Annotated in this window: 16 protein-coding genes; 8 read left to right on the forward strand and 8 right to left on the reverse strand. The window is 56.0% G+C overall.

What is annotated here, in order from left to right:
* The first annotated feature begins 30 nt into the window (after positions 1–30).
* From lpdA to Q0775_RS14885, 5 genes are all read left to right on the forward strand, one after another.
* Entirely contained in the window at positions 31–1,425 is a 1,395-nt protein-coding gene (gene lpdA, locus Q0775_RS14865; protein WP_298862518.1) for a dihydrolipoyl dehydrogenase, read from the forward strand.
* A 105-nt stretch (positions 1,426–1,530) separates the two neighbouring features.
* Positions 1,531–2,049 carry a class I SAM-dependent methyltransferase gene (locus tag Q0775_RS14870; RefSeq protein WP_298862519.1) on the forward strand — a complete coding sequence of 173 codons (519 nt, stop codon included), beginning with the start codon at positions 1,531–1,533 and terminating at the stop codon, positions 2,047–2,049.
* Positions 2,049–3,203 carry an MFS transporter gene (locus tag Q0775_RS14875; RefSeq protein ID WP_298862520.1) on the forward strand — a complete coding sequence of 385 codons (1,155 nt, stop codon included), beginning with the start codon at positions 2,049–2,051 and terminating at the stop codon, positions 3,201–3,203. The genes Q0775_RS14870 and Q0775_RS14875 overlap by 1 nt, the downstream gene beginning before the upstream one ends.
* Before the next feature lie 80 nt (positions 3,204–3,283).
* Complete coding sequence (gene uvrA / locus Q0775_RS14880) at positions 3,284–6,154, forward strand: excinuclease ABC subunit UvrA (protein ID WP_298862522.1); 2,871 nt, start codon at positions 3,284–3,286, stop codon at positions 6,152–6,154.
* A gap of 105 nt (positions 6,155–6,259) precedes the next feature.
* Entirely contained in the window at positions 6,260–6,502 is a 243-nt protein-coding gene (locus Q0775_RS14885) for a hypothetical protein (protein ID WP_298862524.1), read from the forward strand.
* A gap of 43 nt (positions 6,503–6,545) precedes the next feature.
* On the opposite strand, the gene Q0775_RS14890 is transcribed toward Q0775_RS14885, so the two are convergent.
* The 5 genes from Q0775_RS14890 to Q0775_RS14910 form a co-directional block, all read right to left on the reverse strand.
* Positions 6,546–7,883: an MmgE/PrpD family protein gene (locus Q0775_RS14890; protein WP_298862526.1), complete on the reverse strand. Its 1,338-nt coding sequence runs from the start codon at positions 7,881–7,883 to the stop codon at positions 6,546–6,548.
* Between the two features lie 69 nt (positions 7,884–7,952).
* Positions 7,953–8,837, reverse strand: coding sequence for a 3-hydroxyisobutyrate dehydrogenase (gene mmsB, locus Q0775_RS14895; protein ID WP_298862529.1), 885 nt, complete (start codon positions 8,835–8,837; stop codon positions 7,953–7,955).
* 12 nt (positions 8,838–8,849) lie between these two features.
* The gene (locus Q0775_RS14900) at positions 8,850–9,881 is read right to left on the reverse strand and encodes an enoyl-CoA hydratase/isomerase family protein (RefSeq protein WP_298862532.1); all 1,032 of its coding nucleotides are present in this window, start codon (positions 9,879–9,881) and stop codon (positions 8,850–8,852) included.
* Complete coding sequence (locus Q0775_RS14905) at positions 9,881–11,023, reverse strand: acyl-CoA dehydrogenase family protein (protein WP_298862535.1); 1,143 nt, start codon at positions 11,021–11,023, stop codon at positions 9,881–9,883. The genes Q0775_RS14900 and Q0775_RS14905 overlap by 1 nt, the downstream gene beginning before the upstream one ends.
* Before the next feature lie 182 nt (positions 11,024–11,205).
* Entirely contained in the window at positions 11,206–12,705 is a 1,500-nt protein-coding gene (locus tag Q0775_RS14910) for a CoA-acylating methylmalonate-semialdehyde dehydrogenase (protein WP_298862538.1), read from the reverse strand.
* A 151-nt stretch (positions 12,706–12,856) separates the two neighbouring features.
* Here Q0775_RS14910 and Q0775_RS14915 point away from each other — a divergent pair, with 151 nt between their 5' ends.
* The 3 genes from Q0775_RS14915 to coaD all read left to right on the forward strand — a co-directional run bounded on the left by Q0775_RS14915 (position 12,857) and on the right by coaD (position 14,835).
* Positions 12,857–13,753, forward strand: coding sequence for a LysR family transcriptional regulator (locus tag Q0775_RS14915; RefSeq protein ID WP_298862540.1), 897 nt, complete (start codon positions 12,857–12,859; stop codon positions 13,751–13,753).
* 80 nt (positions 13,754–13,833) lie between these two features.
* Positions 13,834–14,268 carry a CBS domain-containing protein gene (locus Q0775_RS14920; RefSeq protein WP_298862543.1) on the forward strand — a complete coding sequence of 145 codons (435 nt, stop codon included), beginning with the start codon at positions 13,834–13,836 and terminating at the stop codon, positions 14,266–14,268.
* Between the two features lie 72 nt (positions 14,269–14,340).
* On the forward strand, positions 14,341–14,835 hold the full coding sequence (gene coaD, locus Q0775_RS14925) for a pantetheine-phosphate adenylyltransferase (RefSeq protein ID WP_298862546.1): 495 nt from the start codon (positions 14,341–14,343) through the stop codon (positions 14,833–14,835).
* A gap of 3 nt (positions 14,836–14,838) precedes the next feature.
* Here the strand turns inward: coaD and gap (Q0775_RS14930) are convergent, their stop codons facing one another.
* The 3 genes from gap (Q0775_RS14930) to gap (Q0775_RS14940) form a co-directional block, all read right to left on the reverse strand.
* Complete coding sequence (gene gap, locus Q0775_RS14930; RefSeq protein ID WP_298862549.1) at positions 14,839–15,834, reverse strand: type I glyceraldehyde-3-phosphate dehydrogenase; 996 nt, start codon at positions 15,832–15,834, stop codon at positions 14,839–14,841.
* A gap of 99 nt (positions 15,835–15,933) precedes the next feature.
* The gene (locus tag Q0775_RS14935) at positions 15,934–16,077 is read right to left on the reverse strand and encodes a hypothetical protein (protein WP_298862552.1); all 144 of its coding nucleotides are present in this window, start codon (positions 16,075–16,077) and stop codon (positions 15,934–15,936) included.
* A 65-nt stretch (positions 16,078–16,142) separates the two neighbouring features.
* Positions 16,143–17,144 (reverse strand): type I glyceraldehyde-3-phosphate dehydrogenase, encoded by a 1,002-nt coding sequence (gene gap / locus Q0775_RS14940; RefSeq protein ID WP_298862555.1) that lies wholly within the window; start codon positions 17,142–17,144, stop codon positions 16,143–16,145.
* Between the last annotated feature and the right edge of the window lie 154 nt (positions 17,145–17,298).

Below are 17,298 nucleotides of genomic sequence, written 5' to 3' on the forward strand. Positions count from 1 at the left end.
CTATATTTTGACGCTTAAATGAGGTGCCCCATGGCCGAGACGTCCTTTGATCTGATTGTTATTGGTGCTGGGCCGGGCGGCTATGTCGCTGCTATACGGGCATCGCAACTCGGGATGAAGGTTTGCATCGTCGAGCGTGAAAACCTCGGCGGGATATGCCTTAACTGGGGCTGTATCCCAACAAAGGCAATGTTGCGCTCGTCCGAAGTGTTCCATCTTATGCACCGCGCCAAAGAGTTCGGCCTTAAGGCGGAAGGCATCAGCTATGATCTGGATGCAGTCGTGAAGCGCTCCCGCAAGGTGGCAGGCCAGTTGTCAGGCGGCATCGGCCACTTGATGAAAAAGAACAAAGTAACTGTTGTGATGGGGGAGGCTACAATTCCCGCAAAAGGCAAGGTGAAGGTAAAAACCGACAAAGGCACCGAAAACCTGACGGCCAAAAATATCGTGCTTGCCACGGGTGCACGCGCACGTGAATTGCCAGGTTTGGAAGCAGACGGAAAGCTGGTCTGGACCTACCGCCATGCGCTTCAGCCTGTGCACATGCCGAAAAAGTTGCTGGTTATCGGTTCAGGCGCCATCGGCATCGAATTCGCCAGCTTCTACAATACGCTGGGCGCTGACACGACTGTTGTAGAAGTCATGGACCGCGTGCTGCCTGTGGAGGACGAAGAAATCTCCGCTTTCGCGAAGAAGTCGTTCGAAAAGCAGGGCATGAAAATTATGCAAAAGGCGATGGTCAAGAAGCTGGACCGTGCGGGCGACAAAGTGACTGCCCACATCGAAGTGGGCGGTAAAACCGAAACACATGAATTTGACACTGTCATCAGTGCTGTCGGTATCGTCGGCAATATCGAGAACCTCGGCCTTGAAGAGTTGGGCGTCAAGATTGACCGCACCCATGTTGTGACCGACGAATACTGCCGAACGGGCGTTGATGGCCTCTATGCCATTGGTGATATCGCAGGCGCGCCGTGGCTCGCGCACAAAGCGTCCCACGAGGGGGTGATGGTGGCCGAGCTTATGGCTGGCATGCACGCCCATCCGGTCAAGCCCGAGAGCATCGCAGGCTGCACCTATTGCCATCCGCAAGTCGCCTCTGTCGGCTATACCGAAACGAAGGCCAAAGAGCTTGGATTTGACATCAAAGTGGGTCGCTTCCCCTTTATCGGTAACGGCAAAGCCATCGCCTTGGGCGAGGAAAACGGCATGATAAAGACGATCTTTGACGCCAAAACAGGTGAGCTTTTGGGTGCGCATATGATTGGTGCCGAAGTGACCGAACTGATTCAGGGATATGTTGTGGGGCGTCAGTTGGAGACAACCGAAGAAGACCTGATGAACACCGTCTTCCCGCATCCGACCCTATCGGAAATGATGCACGAATCCGTGCTCGACGCCTATGGTCGCGTCATCCACATGTAATCTGTTCTGCGCTCCCACTCGCCGCTTTACGGCGGCTGTGAGCGCAGTCATACTCAACTTATGGTTAGTATAAATCGCGTTGTGATGGGGCCTGCGTCCCGAAAAATGATCCAAGACCTCAAGCCTCACCGCCTCAAGGTGGCGGAGGTTTCTGGCCACTATGGTACGCAGTTTGACTTTAAAAGCTACGAGCAGTTCCGCTATCCCGAATATGACATCTGCGCAGGCCCCTACATCGACCCCGAGACGGGCAAGCCGCGCAAATTCGATCTGATCCTTGCCAATCAGGTATGGGAGCATCTTGACCGCCCCTATATCGCCACCAAACATGTACGACAGATGTTGAAAAAGGGCGGTAAATTTTGGGTGGCTGTGCCGTTCTTTGTGCCGTTTCACGCAGCCCCTATGGATAATTCGCGCTGGTCTGCACGCGGACTGAAAAATTTCCTGATCGAATGCGGTTTCGAAGAGCATCTGATCCAGTCTTTCCAGTGGGGCAACCGTCACGTCGCAACGCGTAACCTCGAAGAAAAATGGCCGCCCGAATATATCGAGGGCGAGGACGATATCGAAGACGATCCGATGTTTCCGATCTGCGCTTGGGCCATGGCCGAGCGTAGCTGATGGCCGGATCATGGCCGCTGATACTGGCGCTTTGGGGCGCAGGGCTGGGCGCGGCCATGCAGTTTGCAAAATTCGCGGTGATTTTTGATTTACTGGGGGGCATCTACCCTGAGGGCGGCGCGGCTTTAGGCTGGCTCGTCTCCATGATAGGGGTCATTGGCATCTTGCTAGGCGCTGTGGCGGCGATGCTGGTGTCTCGGGTGCGCTATCGGCGCTCCTTGCTCTGGGCGCTGTGGCTGGGGGCGGCTGTCTCGTTGGGACAGGCACTTCTGCCGCCCCTGTCTGTGATGTTTCTATTGCGTCTGATCGAGGGGGCATCGCATCTTGCATTGGTGGTGGCTGCGCCGACTCTGATCGCTCAAATCGCCACAGACAGGCAGCGCGGGATGGCACTCACGCTTTGGGGTACATTCTTTGGTATCGCCTTTGCGATGATGGTCTGGTTCGGGCGGCCCTTGGCGCTGGCCTTTGGCATCCCCGTGCTCTTTATCTTTCATGCGGCCTATATGGTGGCCTTCGCCATCTATCTCAGCCCACGCTTGCGCCGCTTACCGGATGACGGGGCAGTGCAAGAGATATCTGTTTCCTCCATTCTTGCGGTCCATAAATCCATCTACCGCTCCGCATGGATCAGCGCGCCCGCGATTGGCTGGCTCTTCTATACCTTCTGCTTTGTGGCTCTCCTGACGGTGCTACCACCCTTCCTTGACCCCTCATCGCGCGGATTGGTGATCGGGGCTATGCCGTTGGTAGGTATTGCGGTCTCCATGACACTTGGTGTGGCGTTGCTGCGCATCATGCCAGCGGTGCAGGTGGTAATGATCGGCTTTGCCCTCTCAGCGCTTTGTATGGTCTGGCTCTGGCTGGTTCCTGCGGGGGTGACAGCCTGCCTGACACTGGCGGGGGTGCTGGGACTGATCCAAGGGGCCAGCTTTGCTGCTGTGCCCGAACTCAACCACACCACAAGGACACAGTCACAGGCCAATGGTGCCATGGCGCAGATGGGCAACCTCGGTAACACGCTAGGAACGCCTGTGATGGCTTTTGCGCTCGTCGGTTGGGGCTATCCAAGCTTGCCCGTCCTTGCGGGTGCAGCCTTTGTTATGGGGCTGCTCTTGCACCTTTTGCTGGCCCGGCTGCGCAGAAACGCCTGATGTTTACTGTTTGTTCACATTTTTGCATTGGAGAATCCCGCAGCCGCGCCTATGTCTGGTAGGAATGACGGGGGTCCACCATGGCTGAGCAAAAGAATATCGAAGTCCGCGGCGCACGCGAACACAATCTCAAAAACATCGATGTGGATATTCCGCGCGACCAATTGGTGGTGATCACGGGGCTGTCGGGGTCGGGAAAATCCAGTCTCGCCTTTGACACGATTTATGCCGAGGGACAGCGCCGCTATGTCGAGAGCCTCAGCGCCTATGCCCGCCAGTTCCTTGATATGATGCAGAAACCTGATGTGGATCACATCTCTGGCCTTAGCCCTGCAATTTCGATCGAGCAGAAAACCACATCGAAAAACCCGCGCTCGACTGTGGGCACCGTGACCGAGATTTACGATTATATGCGCCTTCTGTTTGCACGCGTTGGCACGCCCTATTCTCCGACCACGGGCAAGCCGATCGATGCCCAACAGGTGCAGGACATGGTTGACCGTATCATGGCGATGGAGGAGGGGACCCGCGCCTATCTGCTGGCCCCGATCATCCGTGACCGCAAAGGCGAGTATAAAAAAGAGTTCATCGAGCTGCGTAAGACTGGCTTCCAGCGGGTCAAGGTGAACGGAGAATTCTATGAGCTGGACGAGCCGCCCACACTGGACAAGAAATTCCGCCATGACATTGATGTGGTTGTGGACCGTATCGTTGTGCGCGAGGGGCTCGAGACACGTTTGGCCGATAGTTTACGCACCGCCCTTGATCTGGCCGATGGCATTGCGATCCTTGAGACTGCGCCCAGTGAGGGTGAGCCGGAGCGCTTCACCTTTTCCGAGAAATTTGCCTGTCCTGTCAGTGGTTTCACGATCCCAGAGATTGAGCCGCGCCTGTTTTCGTTTAACGCGCCATTCGGTGCATGCCCGTCCTGCGATGGTTTGGGAAAAGAGCTCTTTTTCGACGAGCGCCTTGTGGTGCCCGACCAGAACCTGAAAATCTACGATGGTGCGCTAGCCCCGTGGCGCAAGGGTAAGAGCCCGTATTTCAAACAGACCATCGAGGCGATTGCCAAGCACTACGGCTTTAGCCAATCGGCCAAATGGAAAGACATTGATCCCAAGATCCAGCAGGTGTTCCTCTATGGCTCCGGCAAGGAAGAGATCAAGTTTCGCTACGACGAAGGCGGGCGTGTCTACGAGGTAAGCCGCGTATTCGAGGGTGTTATCCCCAACATGGAACGCCGCTACCGTGAGACAGACAGCAACTGGATTCGCGAAGAGTTCGAGCGCTATCAGAACAACCGCCCCTGCGGTACTTGTGAGGGCTACCGGCTGCGCCCCGAGGCTTTGGCCGTGAAGATCGGCAAGGGTGACAGCCTGCTACATGCAGGTCATGTGGTGCAGATGTCGATCCGTGAGGCATATGAGTGGTGTAACCAGGTCCCAGAACAGCTGACGCCCCAGAAAAACGAGATCGCCAAGGCAATCTTGAAGGAAATCAGAGAGCGTCTCGGATTTTTAAATAACGTTGGATTGGAATATCTTACGCTTGCACGTTCAAGTGGTACATTAAGCGGGGGTGAGAGCCAGCGCATCCGCTTGGCATCTCAAATCGGCTCTGGCCTGACGGGCGTTCTCTATGTTCTCGACGAGCCTTCCATTGGCCTGCACCAGCGCGACAATGATCGCCTCCTGCTAACCCTCAAAAACCTGCGTGACCAAGGAAACACGGTAATCGTTGTCGAGCATGACGAGGAAGCGATCCGCGAAGCAGACTATGTTTTTGACATCGGGCCAGGGGCTGGCGTCCACGGGGGCCGCGTGGTGAGCCACGGGACACCTGATGAAGTTGCCAACGATCCCAATTCTCTCACAGGACTGTACCTGACAGGCAAACGCGAGATCGCCGTGCCTGCCAAACGTCGCAAGGGCAACAAGAAGAAGCTCCAAGTCGTAAAGGCGACAGGCAACAACTTGCGGAACGTAACCGTTGATTTCCCTCTGGGGCAGTTCGTTTGTGTGACGGGGGTGTCGGGCGGCGGCAAATCAACGTTGACCATCGAGACATTGTTCAAGACCGCTTCCATGAACCTCAACGGTGCACGGCAGACGCCAGCCCCTTGCGAGACTATCAAGGGCTTGGAACACCTCGACAAAGTCATCGACATTGACCAACGCGCCATTGGCCGTACACCGCGCTCCAACCCTGCGACCTACACGGGCGCCTTCACGCCCATGCGCGATTGGTTCGCGGGTCTGCCAGAGAGCAAGGCACGCGGCTACAAGCCCGGTCGCTTTTCTTTCAACGTCAAGGGCGGGCGCTGTGAGGCCTGTCAGGGTGACGGTGTCATTAAGATCGAAATGCATTTCCTGCCGGATGTCTATGTTGAGTGTGAGACTTGTAAGGGTGCACGGTACAACCGCGAAACGCTTGAAATCAAATTCAAGGGCAAGAGCATCGCCGACGTCCTCGATATGACCGTCGAAGATGCGCAGACCTTCTTTACTGCTGTGCCATCGATCCGAGAAAAGATGGACGCGCTGGTGCGGGTGGGCCTTGGGTATATCAAGGTCGGTCAGCAGGCGACGACCCTGTCTGGCGGCGAGGCGCAGCGCGTTAAGCTCTCCAAGGAACTCAGCAAACGCTCTACAGGCCGCACGCTTTATATTCTGGATGAACCGACAACAGGTTTGCATTTTGAAGATGTGCGTAAGTTGTTGGAAGTGCTTCATGAATTGGTTGATCAGGGCAATTCTGTTATTGTGATTGAGCATAACCTCGACGTGGTGAAAACTGCCGATTATATCATCGACATTGGACCCGAGGGGGGCGATGGTGGCGGTCAGGTGGTGGCTAAAGGCACGCCAGAGCAGGTGGCCGAAGTTGCCGGCAGTTACACTGGCAAATATCTCAAGCCGATGCTGAACCCCCGAAAGGTGGCGGCGGAATAGGACGCGGCGTCAATTGAATTAATTCTGATGCTTTTGGTCAGAATGTCACATACCGCTTTTGTTGAAAACTATTATGTCTCCCCCAGCATAGGGAGAGACACCGAAATGACAGTCAACGCAACGAATGTAATGCCGAAGTCCAAGAACCCGCAGGTCGAAAAAATCAAAGACCGTGCAAAGGACCAGACCAGTACAATTGAATTTCGCGTATTGACGGTTGTGTTGACCGCGCTGATGCTTTGGGGCGCCGCAATAGCGACGTTTGGTTATCCAGCACTCATTCTTGTCGCGTTAGCGCTCGTTCCAGTGATGTTTTGTTTTCTACTTTTGATCACTGTCGGAAAATAGGGTCGGGCCCCTTTTTATTTTCTTCGGCAGATCGTTCGGCAATTCACGGTGCACTAAGGCACAAGTCAAGCAGGCGGGAGAACTCGCCTGCATCAAGGCTGTCAAAACGGCCTGACAAATTCTCAATCTCGTCCGCACGCGCACGGCCCAAAACAGGGTCGGCAAAGCTGTGAAACTTGTCTGAAATCTCTACATCGCTCAGTGGCATGTCACGGTCGCCACGTGGGCTGCGTGGTCGGGAGGTGAAATTGCGCCCGTCATGGCAGCGTAACGTGACCTCGGCCCAGCGTTTGCCCACGGATATCTTGGTGTAATGGTCATCGTCGATGAGGTGAGTTGCCCTGCTCACCCGAAGGATTTCCGGGTCTTGCAAAGTTCCGGGCTGCAATTCCGGTACACCAATCTGGCCGCGTACAATCATACACGCAACGGGAAATGCGATAGAATAGCTGAATTCGTCCAAGGTTGCCGGAGTATGCCCTGCAAGGCGTGTTGCATTGTGGAATGTCTTGATCTCGACGCCTGATATATCGGTCGATGTCAGTCCATTTTCGGTCATTAAATATGAAGCGGCATCAATCGACGGATGCGCCCAGCGGCAGCAGGGGTAGGGCTTGTAACTGGTGTCTTCCACAGTGCGCCATGCTGTGCCCAGATCATCCCAAAACTCCGGTGCTTGCTCACAGGTGAGGGCAGGTGCGCCCGTGAAGCCTTCCGCCGCAAGATAGGCCGCCGTGAGGCCGGAGGGCGCACCCCAGCCCACACCGTCGCGCAGCATCGTCGGGTGGTCGATGCAGCGCATCATCTGGCTGCGCGGCCCATGAAACTCCCCAATGCCTGCGGCATGGCGTATTTGTTCGGACGACAGGCCCAACGCACGCGCCGCCGCAGTTGCGACCCCCGTTGAGGTCCATGCGCCAGAGGTGTGATAATCCTCACAAGTGGCATGCTGCGCCAGCCCCGCACGATAGCTCACCTCATAGGCCACAGCGAGCCAGACAGCGAATTCCTGCCCCGTCACGGGGAGGTCCAGAGCATCAGCAAGGGCCAGCAAAGCAGGAAAGACAGCAGATCCCGCATGCCCCTTGCAGGGTGATGTGGTGTCATGGGCATCCACTGCATCAACGGTAAATGCGCCTGCCATGGCAGCGCCCACAGGGCTCACAGGACCGCCGTGAAGGAGAATGCGCGCCGTTCCTGCGCCACCCGGACCAAAAACGGCCAAGGCCCCGCGCCGCGCAATATCCGCCATTTCGGTGGTTGAGGCGACAGCCGCTGTGCCCATGGTATCGGTAAACGATCGCCGTAACGTCCAGAGCAGCTCTGGCGGCAGGTCATCAAAGCTTAGCGTGGCGGCAAATGTATCAAAGGGAAGGGGCATCGGAGCATCCTTGGCTGTTGCCCCCTCATCCTAGGGGACAAGACAGCGCAAAAATGCCCGATTGCGACATCACATGCCGCGACTGCGTGCAGCCAGACGGGGCAGCATGGCAGAGAAATCGCGGCCACGCCCGTCTTCCTCCTCGACAAACTTAGCATAGAGCGCCTGTGCCAACGCACCCATAGGCGTATCGGCATCCACGGCTTCTGCGGCTTGCTGGCTGAGGCCCAAATCCTTGAGCATCAACTCGGCTGCAAACCCTGGTTTGTAGTTATTGTCGGCTGGCGATGTCGGACCCACACCAGGGGCAGGGCAATAGGCGTTCATTGACCAGCTATAGCCCGACGAGGTGCTGACAACGTCAAACATTTTCTGACGGTCCAGTCCCAGTTTATCTGCCAAAGCAAAGGCTTCGCAGGTGGCAATCATCGTGGCCCCAAGGATCATGTTGTTGCAAATTTTGGCAGCCTGACCTGCACCAGCTTCGCCGCAATGAACGGCCTTTTGCCCCATGATGTCAAAAAGCGGTTTGGCTGCTGCAAAAGCCGCTTCCGTACCCCCTGTCATAAAGGTCAATGTGCCAGCCGACGCCCCACCGATCCCGCCAGAGACAGGCGCATCAACAAAGCCGAGCGCCATCTCAGCGGCTTGTGCGCCTACATCCCGCGCACTCTCGACGTCCACAGTCGAGCAGTCAATCAGCGTTGCCCCCTGTTTCATCGCAGGGAGCACTTGGGCAGCAACACTTCGCAGGATCGCGCCATTTGGCAGCATTGTGATGACAAAATCCGCATCGGCGCAGGCCGCTTCCGCTGTAAGCGCAACGCCAACGCCCTCTGCAATGGTGCCAGCGGTATCGAACCCGACAACTGTATGGCCCGCCTTCGCGAGGTTATGCGCCATTGGTGCCCCCATATTGCCAAGGCCGATAAATCCGATTTTGGTGCTGCTCATCTGTCTCTCCCGTTAAAGTTTGAGTGCGTCTTTGCCCAAAGGGCGCAACATTTTGGAAACGGCTGCGATCGGCACATCGCAATCTGCAAATTGCCATTTGGGCTGGCGGTCCTTATCGATAATCGCGGCGCGGATCCCTTCGAGGAAATCCCCGTGCTCCATCGCCCGTGCGGTAAAGCGGTATTCAAGGTCGAGCGCCTTTTCCATCGTCAGGCTTGGCCCTCGCAACCGGTGGATCGTCTCCACGGCACAGGCCATCGACAGAGGGGAGTTGCGCGACACCATTTTTAGAGCCGCATGTGCAAATGCGCTGTCATCATCGATCAAGACCCGTTTGATGTCATCATAGCTTTCGCCTGCAAACAGCAGTTCGATTTGCGCTGAGTTACCGCGCAATGTGCCAGCAGGTGGCGCTTCATACAGGGATGAAATCTGCTCTACATCTCCTGTATCTTCCAATTTTGATATCGCATTTGTCCACATTGACTGTGGCATGTAGCTGTCTGCAAAGCCTGCATAAATTGCATCATCAGGGCCCATGCGTGCCGCAGTTATCCCCAAGTATTCCCCAAGCCGCCCCGGTGCCAACGCCAGCATTAGGGAACCGCCCACATCAGGCACCAGCCCGATGCCACACTCCGGCATGGCGATCTGGCTACTCTCGCCAACAATGCGGTGGGTGCCATGGCAGCCAATGCCGACACCACCGCCCATGGTGAATCCCTGAAGGAAGGAAACAACGGGCTTTGGATAGTTGAAAATCTTGTGGTTCAGGCGATACTCGTCGGCCCAGAACTTCTGCCCAAAGGCATAGTCGCCTTTGGTGCCTGTCTCGTACAACTCTGCTATATCGCCACCCGAGCAAAAGGCACGTTCACCCTCAGCGTCGATCACAACGAGGGCGACAGCTTCATCATCTCGCCAGTCGTCAAAGGCCGCTTCAATGGCCAGACACATCTCATATGTCATTGCATTCAATGCCTTAGGTCGCATCAGCGTGATCCGCCCCACGCGCCCGACGATGCGGATATCAATATCCGACATCAGCGGTTCTTTAGCATGTCACGAGAGACGATAACGCGCATAATTTCGTTTGTGCCTTCCAAAATCTGGTGAACGCGCAGGTCGCGGACCAGCTTTTCGATGCCGTAATCGGCCAAATAGCCATAGCCGCCATGCAGTTGCAGACATTGATCGACCACGCGGCTGCCTGCCTCCGTCACAAACTTTTTCGCCATCGCGCAAAATTTGGTCGCGTCAGGCTCACCATTGTCAAGCTTCCAAGCGGCCTGCCGCAAAAACACCCGGGCTGCTTGAAGCTCGATTTCCATATCAGCCAAACGAAACTGCAGGCCCTGAAATTGGTCAATAGACTTTCCGAAGGCCTTACGCTCGCCCATGTAATCCAGCGTCTTGGTCAATGCGATCTGTGCTGCTCCCAGTGAGCAGGCGGCGATGTTCAAACGGCCACCATCAAGACCTTTCATCGCATATTTGAAACCTTTTCCTTCTTCACCTACCAAATTACCCGCTGGAATATTGCAATTGTCGAACTGGACTTGCGCTGTTGGTTGGCTGCGCCAGCCCATTTTGTCTTCCAAGCCGCCAAAACTGAGGCCATCTGCGCCGTCTTCGACATAGACGGTGGAGACACCTGCCGCACCATCCTCGCCCGTGCGCACCATGCACACGTAAGCGTCGGAGTAACCGCCGCCCGAGATGAACGCTTTTGTCCCGTTGAGAGAATAGCCCTCATTTGTCCGCTCTGCGCGTGTCTTGAGCGCTGCGGCATCCGAGCCTGATCCGGGTTCGGTCAAGCAATAGCTCAGCACTGTGTTCATGGAGAGCACATCTTCCATGATGCGCCCTTTCAATTCATCCGAGGCAAAACTGTCGAGCATCTTGGCGCACATGTTGTGGATCGAAAGGAAGGCCGCAACAGAGGGGCAGGCCATGGACAAAGCCTCAAATACAAGCGTCGCATCGAGGCGTGAAAGCCCTGATCCTCCAGCATCTTCAGACACATAGAGCCCACCAAACCCAAGCTCTGCAATTTGCGGCCATAGCTCCTTGGGAATCGTTTCGGCCTTCTCCCATGCCTGTGCATGAGGCGCGATATGCTCTTGGCCAAACGCGTAGGCCATATCAAAAATGGCGGTTTGTTCTTCGCTAAGTGCAAAATCCATGTCGTTCTCCCGAAACTCTTTGTCTGAAAAGTAGTTGGCAATTCTTTCAGGAGTTTGTCAAAGCACTCCCGTTTGGAAAGAAAGGGGCGTCGTTTTCCCAAACGCCGCCCCTTCTTTTTCATTTTTCCTTTAAACTGTATCCCGCAGGCATACCGCGAGAAAAGTCAGGCAGTAGGGCGCACTTACTCCATAATTGGAATAGAGAATTCGCCGCCTTCTTTGATGCCCGACGGCCAGCGTGCGGTCACGGTTTTGGTGCGTGTGTAGAATTTGAACGCATCCGGACCGTGCTGGTTCAGGTCGCCAAAGACAGATTTCTTCCAGCCGCCAAAGGTGTGATAGGCAAGGGGCACTGGGATCGGCACGTTGATGCCAATCATGCCGACGTTGATCCGGTTGGCAAAATCACGCGCTGCATCACCGTCGCGCGTGAAGATAGCGGTGCCGTTGCCGTATTCATGGTCCATCGCCAGCCCCAGCGCTTCTTCATAGCTTTGCGCGCGCACGCAAGTAAGGACGGGGCCAAAGATTTCCTGCTTGTAGATGTCCATGTCTTTGGTGGCATGGTCAAAGAGGTGCGGCCCCACGAAAAAGCCTTCTTCATAGCCCTGAAGCTTAAATCCGCGCCCGTCGACCACCAGCTTCGCACCTTGATCAATACCAGTTTGTACCAGCCGTTCGATGTTTGCTTTGGCCGCAGCAGTCACAACAGGGCCGTAATCGACGTCCTTACCCGACGTGTAGGGGCCGACTTTCAGTTTTTCGATGCGCGGGACTAACTCGTCCATCAGACGGTCAGCGGTATCATCGCCGACAGGAACGGCAACCGAGATCGCCATACACCGCTCGCCCGCAGCGCCGTAACCAGCACCGATGAGGGCATCAGCCGCCTGTGCCATATCGGCGTCGGGCATAATGATCATGTGGTTTTTCGCACCACCAAAACACTGGACGCGTTTGCCCTGCGCACAGCCCGTGCCATAGATATACTCGGCAATGGGCGTTGAACCGACAAAGCCGACAGACTGGATCACATCGTTATAAAGGATCGCATCAACCGCTTCTTTGTCGCCGTTCACAACCTGCAAGATGCCTTTGGGAAGGCCCGCCTCTTCTGACAATTCGGCAAGCATCAATGGAACTGATGGATCACGCTCCGACGGTTTGAGGATAAAGGCGTTGCCGCAAGCGATGGCAGGGGCGAACATCCACATCGGGATCATCGCGGGGAAGTTGAAGGGAGTGATACCAGCCGTCACACCCAGCGCTTGACGCATGGAGTACATATCAATGCCCGGACCAGCGGAATCGGTATATTCACCCTTGAGAAGCTGCGGCGCACCAATGCAGTATTCCACCACTTCCAGGCCGCGTTGAACATCGCCTGCAGCATCTGGCAAGGTTTTGCCGTGCTCGCGACTCAGTGCCTCGGCCAGTTTGTCCATATCGCGGTTCAGCAGGTCCACCAGCTTCATCAGCACCCGTGCACGGCGCTGCGGGTTGGTTGCGGCCCACTTGGGTTGGGCTGCGGCGGCGTATGCGACTGCTTGCTCAAGCTCTTCTTTGCTTGCAAGTGGGCATTTTGCCTGAACTTCGCCAGTGGCAGGGTTCATCACATCGGCAAAGCGGCCGGATGTCCCTTTGACGTGCTCGCCGTTGATATAGTGGGTCAGTTCTTGCATGAGAAAACTCCTGTTGGATTTGACACTATCCTAGTCTTGCAAAAAGGCGGGGGATAGAGGCAAGTTTTCAAAACTGTTTTGCAATTTTGTCGGTATGTATCCGTGGGCAGTGAAGAAAGAAGTTGAGGTGTAAGAATGAAGAGGGACCGCTGTGCAGAACTGGGATGACTTGCGTTTATTTCTGGCCGTTGCGCGGGAGCAGAGCCTCTCAGGAGCAGGCAAGGTGCTACGGCTTGATCCTGCGACATTGGGGCGGCGCATGGGACGGCTCGAAAAAGCGATGCAGATGGCGCTTTTTGTGAAGTCGCCGCAGGGTTACGCGTTGACCCAAGCGGGAGAGGAGTTGCTGGTGCGTGCAGGGGCAGTCGAGCAGGCGATGCGCGGTGCGTCGGTCGGGGATGTCGCGCAGAGCGAGACGCTGAGCGGGCAGATCAGGCTCGGTGCACCGGACGGTTGCGCAAACTATCTGCTGCCGCAAGTCTGCGCTGCTATTGCGCGGGAGAACCCGCAGCTTGATATCCAGATCGTGGCGCTTCCGCGGGTGTTCAACCTCACGCGGCGGGAAGCGGATATGGCGATCGGGGTCAGTGCACCCACGGCGGGGCGGTTGGTGGTGCGGCAGGTGACGCAATACAAACTGCACCTGGCCGCCTCGGATAGCTATCTCGCGCAGCACAGTGCGATCAGCGACGTTGCAGACCTCAACCAGCACCAGATGGTTGGCTACATTTCCGATATGATTTTTGATCGCGAGCTTGATTATCTTGCGGATTTGGGGGCAGGACGGGTGGCGCTGGCGTCAAATTCGGTCTCCGTGCAGGTCAATATGCTACGGCAGGGGGCTGGCGTTGGGGTGGTGCATGATTTCAGCCTGGCTTTCGCCCCGGAACTGCGGCGCGTGCTGACCGATGAGGTCAGTTTGACACGGGCCTTTTACCTTATTCGCCATGTGGATGACGCACGAAATCTGCGCCTTGCGCGGTTTGCCGATGCGCTGTCGGCGGGCTTGCGTGAGGAGGTCGCGCGGTTGGAGGCATTAGTCGGTTAACACCAGAACGCTTGACATGGACGCGCATTGCGAGTGACCATTGAGGGACTTCAACACGCCGATCACGGGAGATTATATATATGTTGGTGTCGCAAATTCTGAAAACGAAAGCAGATGAGACGGTGGTTACAGTTGTACCATCGACGACAATCGGGCAAGCGGCGCAAATGCTCTCGGAGCGGCGGATCGGTACGCTGATTGTATCGCGCGACGGTCAAGTGCCTGATGGAATCATCTCGGAGCGCGACATCGTACGCCAGATTGGTCGATCCGGAGCTGGATGTTTGACCGAGCTGGTGAGCAGCATCATGACCTCCAAACTGGTAACGTGCAGCCGCGACATGCGCGCCGATATTGTATTGGAGCAGATGACAGAAGGCCGGTTTCGTCACATGCCTGTGCTCGAAGAGGGCGCTCTGGTTGGGCTGATCTCGCTCGGCGATGTGGTCAAGGCGCGTCTGATGGAACTTGCGATGGAGAAAGATGCGCTTGAGGGAATGATCCGCGGGCACTAGCCGCCCTTGCATCTGGGCAGCCCGCGTGGTTGCTTGGGATCCTGTTAACCTCTGATCCAAGGAGCGCCGCCCATGCGCGTTGGCCTATATCCCGGCACATTCGACCCCATCACTTTGGGGCATATTGATATTATCCGCCGCGCGGCCTCTTTGGTGGACAAGCTGGTGATAGGGGTTGCGATCAACCGTGATAAAGGTCCGCTTTTTGATCTCGAAGAGCGTGTAGCGATGATCGAGGAGGAATGTGCAGCCCTTGCGCTGGACACAGGAATCGAGATTGTCGTCCATCCCTTCGAGAATCTGCTCATTGATTGTGCCAAAGATGTCGGCGCGTCACTCATTATTCGCGGCTTGCGTGCAGTGGCGGATTTTGAGTATGAATATCAGATGGTTGGCATGAACCGTCAGCTTAACAACGAGATTGAGACGGTTTTCCTGATGGCCGAAGCCCAACATCAGGCGATTGCCAGCAAGCTTGTAAAAGAAATTGCACGGCTGGACGGGGACGTCAGCAAATTCGTGACGCCCCGCGTAAATACCGAGCTTAAGGCGCGTTTCGGCAGGTAGGCCTCAGGCGGACATCATCGCCTTGGCCGTGTCGAGCATACGGTTGGAAAAGCCCCACTCGTTGTCGTACCAAGCGAGTATGCGGACCATGTTGCCGTCCTGAACCGCGGTCTGGTCCAGCGCTACGATTGTGCTGTGGGGGTCATGGTTAAAGTCGATCGAGACCAGTTTGCGTGCGGTAACAGCCATAACACCATGCATGCCTTTTGCCGCCTCAATGAGGGCCGCATTGACTGTATCGACATCTACATCACGGCCCAGTTCGACTACCAGATCCACACAAGAGACGTTGGGTGTGGGGACGCGAATGGACGTTCCCGAAACACGGCCTGCCAGTTCGGGAAGGACAAGGGCCAACGCCTCGGCTGCGCCTGTAGTTGTCGGAATCATCGACATGGCGGCAGCGCGCGCACGGTAAAGATCGCTGTGGGCGATATCGTGCACAGGCTGATCGCCCGTGTAGCTGTGCACGGTTGTCATAAAGCCGCGCTTGATCCCGAAGGCGCTGTGCAGGGCGTGGGCCACAGGGGCAAGGCAGTTTGTCGTGCACGATGCATTTGAAACGACAGTATCATCCGCAGTCAAATTACCTTCGTTCACACCGTAAACAATGGTTTTCATGTCACCTTTGCCTGGTGCGGAGATCAAAACCTTGCGCGAACCATTGGCGAGATGCTTGCCTGCGCTCTCCGTGCTGCGAAAAATACCAGTACATTCCAGCGCAATATCCACGTCGCCCCACGGCAGGTTTTCGGGTGCACGCTCGGCTGTGACACGGATCGGCCCGCGGCCCACATCCATCACACCATCGGAAAACGTGACTTCGCGGCCAAAGCGTCCATGCACGCTGTCGAATTCGAACAGGTGAGCGTTTGTTTCAAGCGGTGCCAGATCATTGATCGCAACGACTTCGATGTCTGTACGGCCACTCTCGATCAGGGCGCGCAGAACGTTGCGGCCAATGCGGCCAAATCCGTTAATTCCTACCTTGATGGTCATATTTAGCCCCTATAAAGCGATGTTTGCGCAAACATATGAGTAAACGAGCAATTGTCAATCGTTGAAGATGCGTCATTGGTCGGGATGTCGTCGGGGGTACTAGCGCCAGAAGGCGAGCCACTCGATCAGCTCGGTCATCTTCTTTGCGAGAAACACAATATGTTCTGTTCCGTAGTAGAAGTAGTCCATAACAATTGCGCCGACGATGATCAGGCCAAGTACAAATGCGATGGGATTGGTCATGGGGGGCGCCTTTAAAGTTGCCTGCCCCTTCTAGGGCAGGCAGATCATCGCGGCAAGGCTTAGGGTCAGCCCAGTTTGCCCATGGCAACGGCCACGTCGGCCATGCGTACAGAAAACGCCCATTCATTGTCATACCACGCCAGCACACGCACCGTGCGGCCCCCTGTCACGATTGTCTGGTCAGGGGCAAAGATTGCGCTGTGCTCGGTCTGGTTAAAGTCGATGGAGACTTTTTTCTCCGGATCATAGGCCATCACATGTGACATATGTCCGTCTACGGCTGCTTTTGCGGCGGCGTTAACTTCATCAATGGTGGTTTCGCGCGACGCAGTGAATGTCAGATCGACAACGCTCACGTTCGGGGTTGGAACGCGCAGGCATGTCCCGTCGAGTTTTCCTTTGAGCTCTGGCATGACCTGACCCAGTGCTTTTGCCGCACCTGTCGAAGTGGGGATGATCGCCATTCCGGCGGCGCGAGCGCGGTAGAGGTCCTTGTGACGCTTATCGAGCGTGTATTGGTCACCCGTATAGCTGTGGATCGTGGTCATGATACCACTCTCGATGCCGACGGATTCGTGCATGACTTTCGCCAGTGGAGCGAGACAGTTGGTGGTGCACGAGCCGTTGGAGATCATCACATCGCTCGCCAATATCTGATGGTCGTTCACACCAAAGACAACAGTGCGATCCACGTTTACGCCAGGGCCGGAAAGCAGAACCTTTTTCGCGCCGTTCTTGATATGCGCGATTGCGATTTCGCCATCGTTGAACTGGCCTGTGCATTCCAGCACGACGTCACAACCCGACCAGTCAAGCGCGTCCAGATCGTAGGAGGACATTACTTCGATGTCGTTTTGACCGATATTTACCGTGCCATCGCCAATCGTGATCTCATTGGGAAAGCGGCCATGCACCGAATCGTACTTCAGCAAGTGCATAGCTGTCTCGATGGGGCCTGTGGCGTTCAGCTTGATCACCTCAATGTCGTCGCGGCCAGAGCGTGCGATATGCGAAAGGGTGCAACGGCCGATGCGGCCAAAACCGTTGATGCCGACTTTGATGGTCATGATAGGCTCCTTTAGGGATTAGTTAAGGGTGCTATACCCCCGCGCTACACAAAGGGGCCAGAGCCAATGGCCCCCCAAATCCTCATGTTAGCGTTAAAATTTTCGGGTTAGCGGTAACGGCCTTGCCTCGGTCATGATCCAGTCCTGCATTGGC

This window comes from uncultured Sulfitobacter sp., from assembly GCF_947499945.1.
In the GTDB taxonomy this organism is placed as follows: domain Bacteria; phylum Pseudomonadota; class Alphaproteobacteria; order Rhodobacterales; family Rhodobacteraceae; genus Sulfitobacter.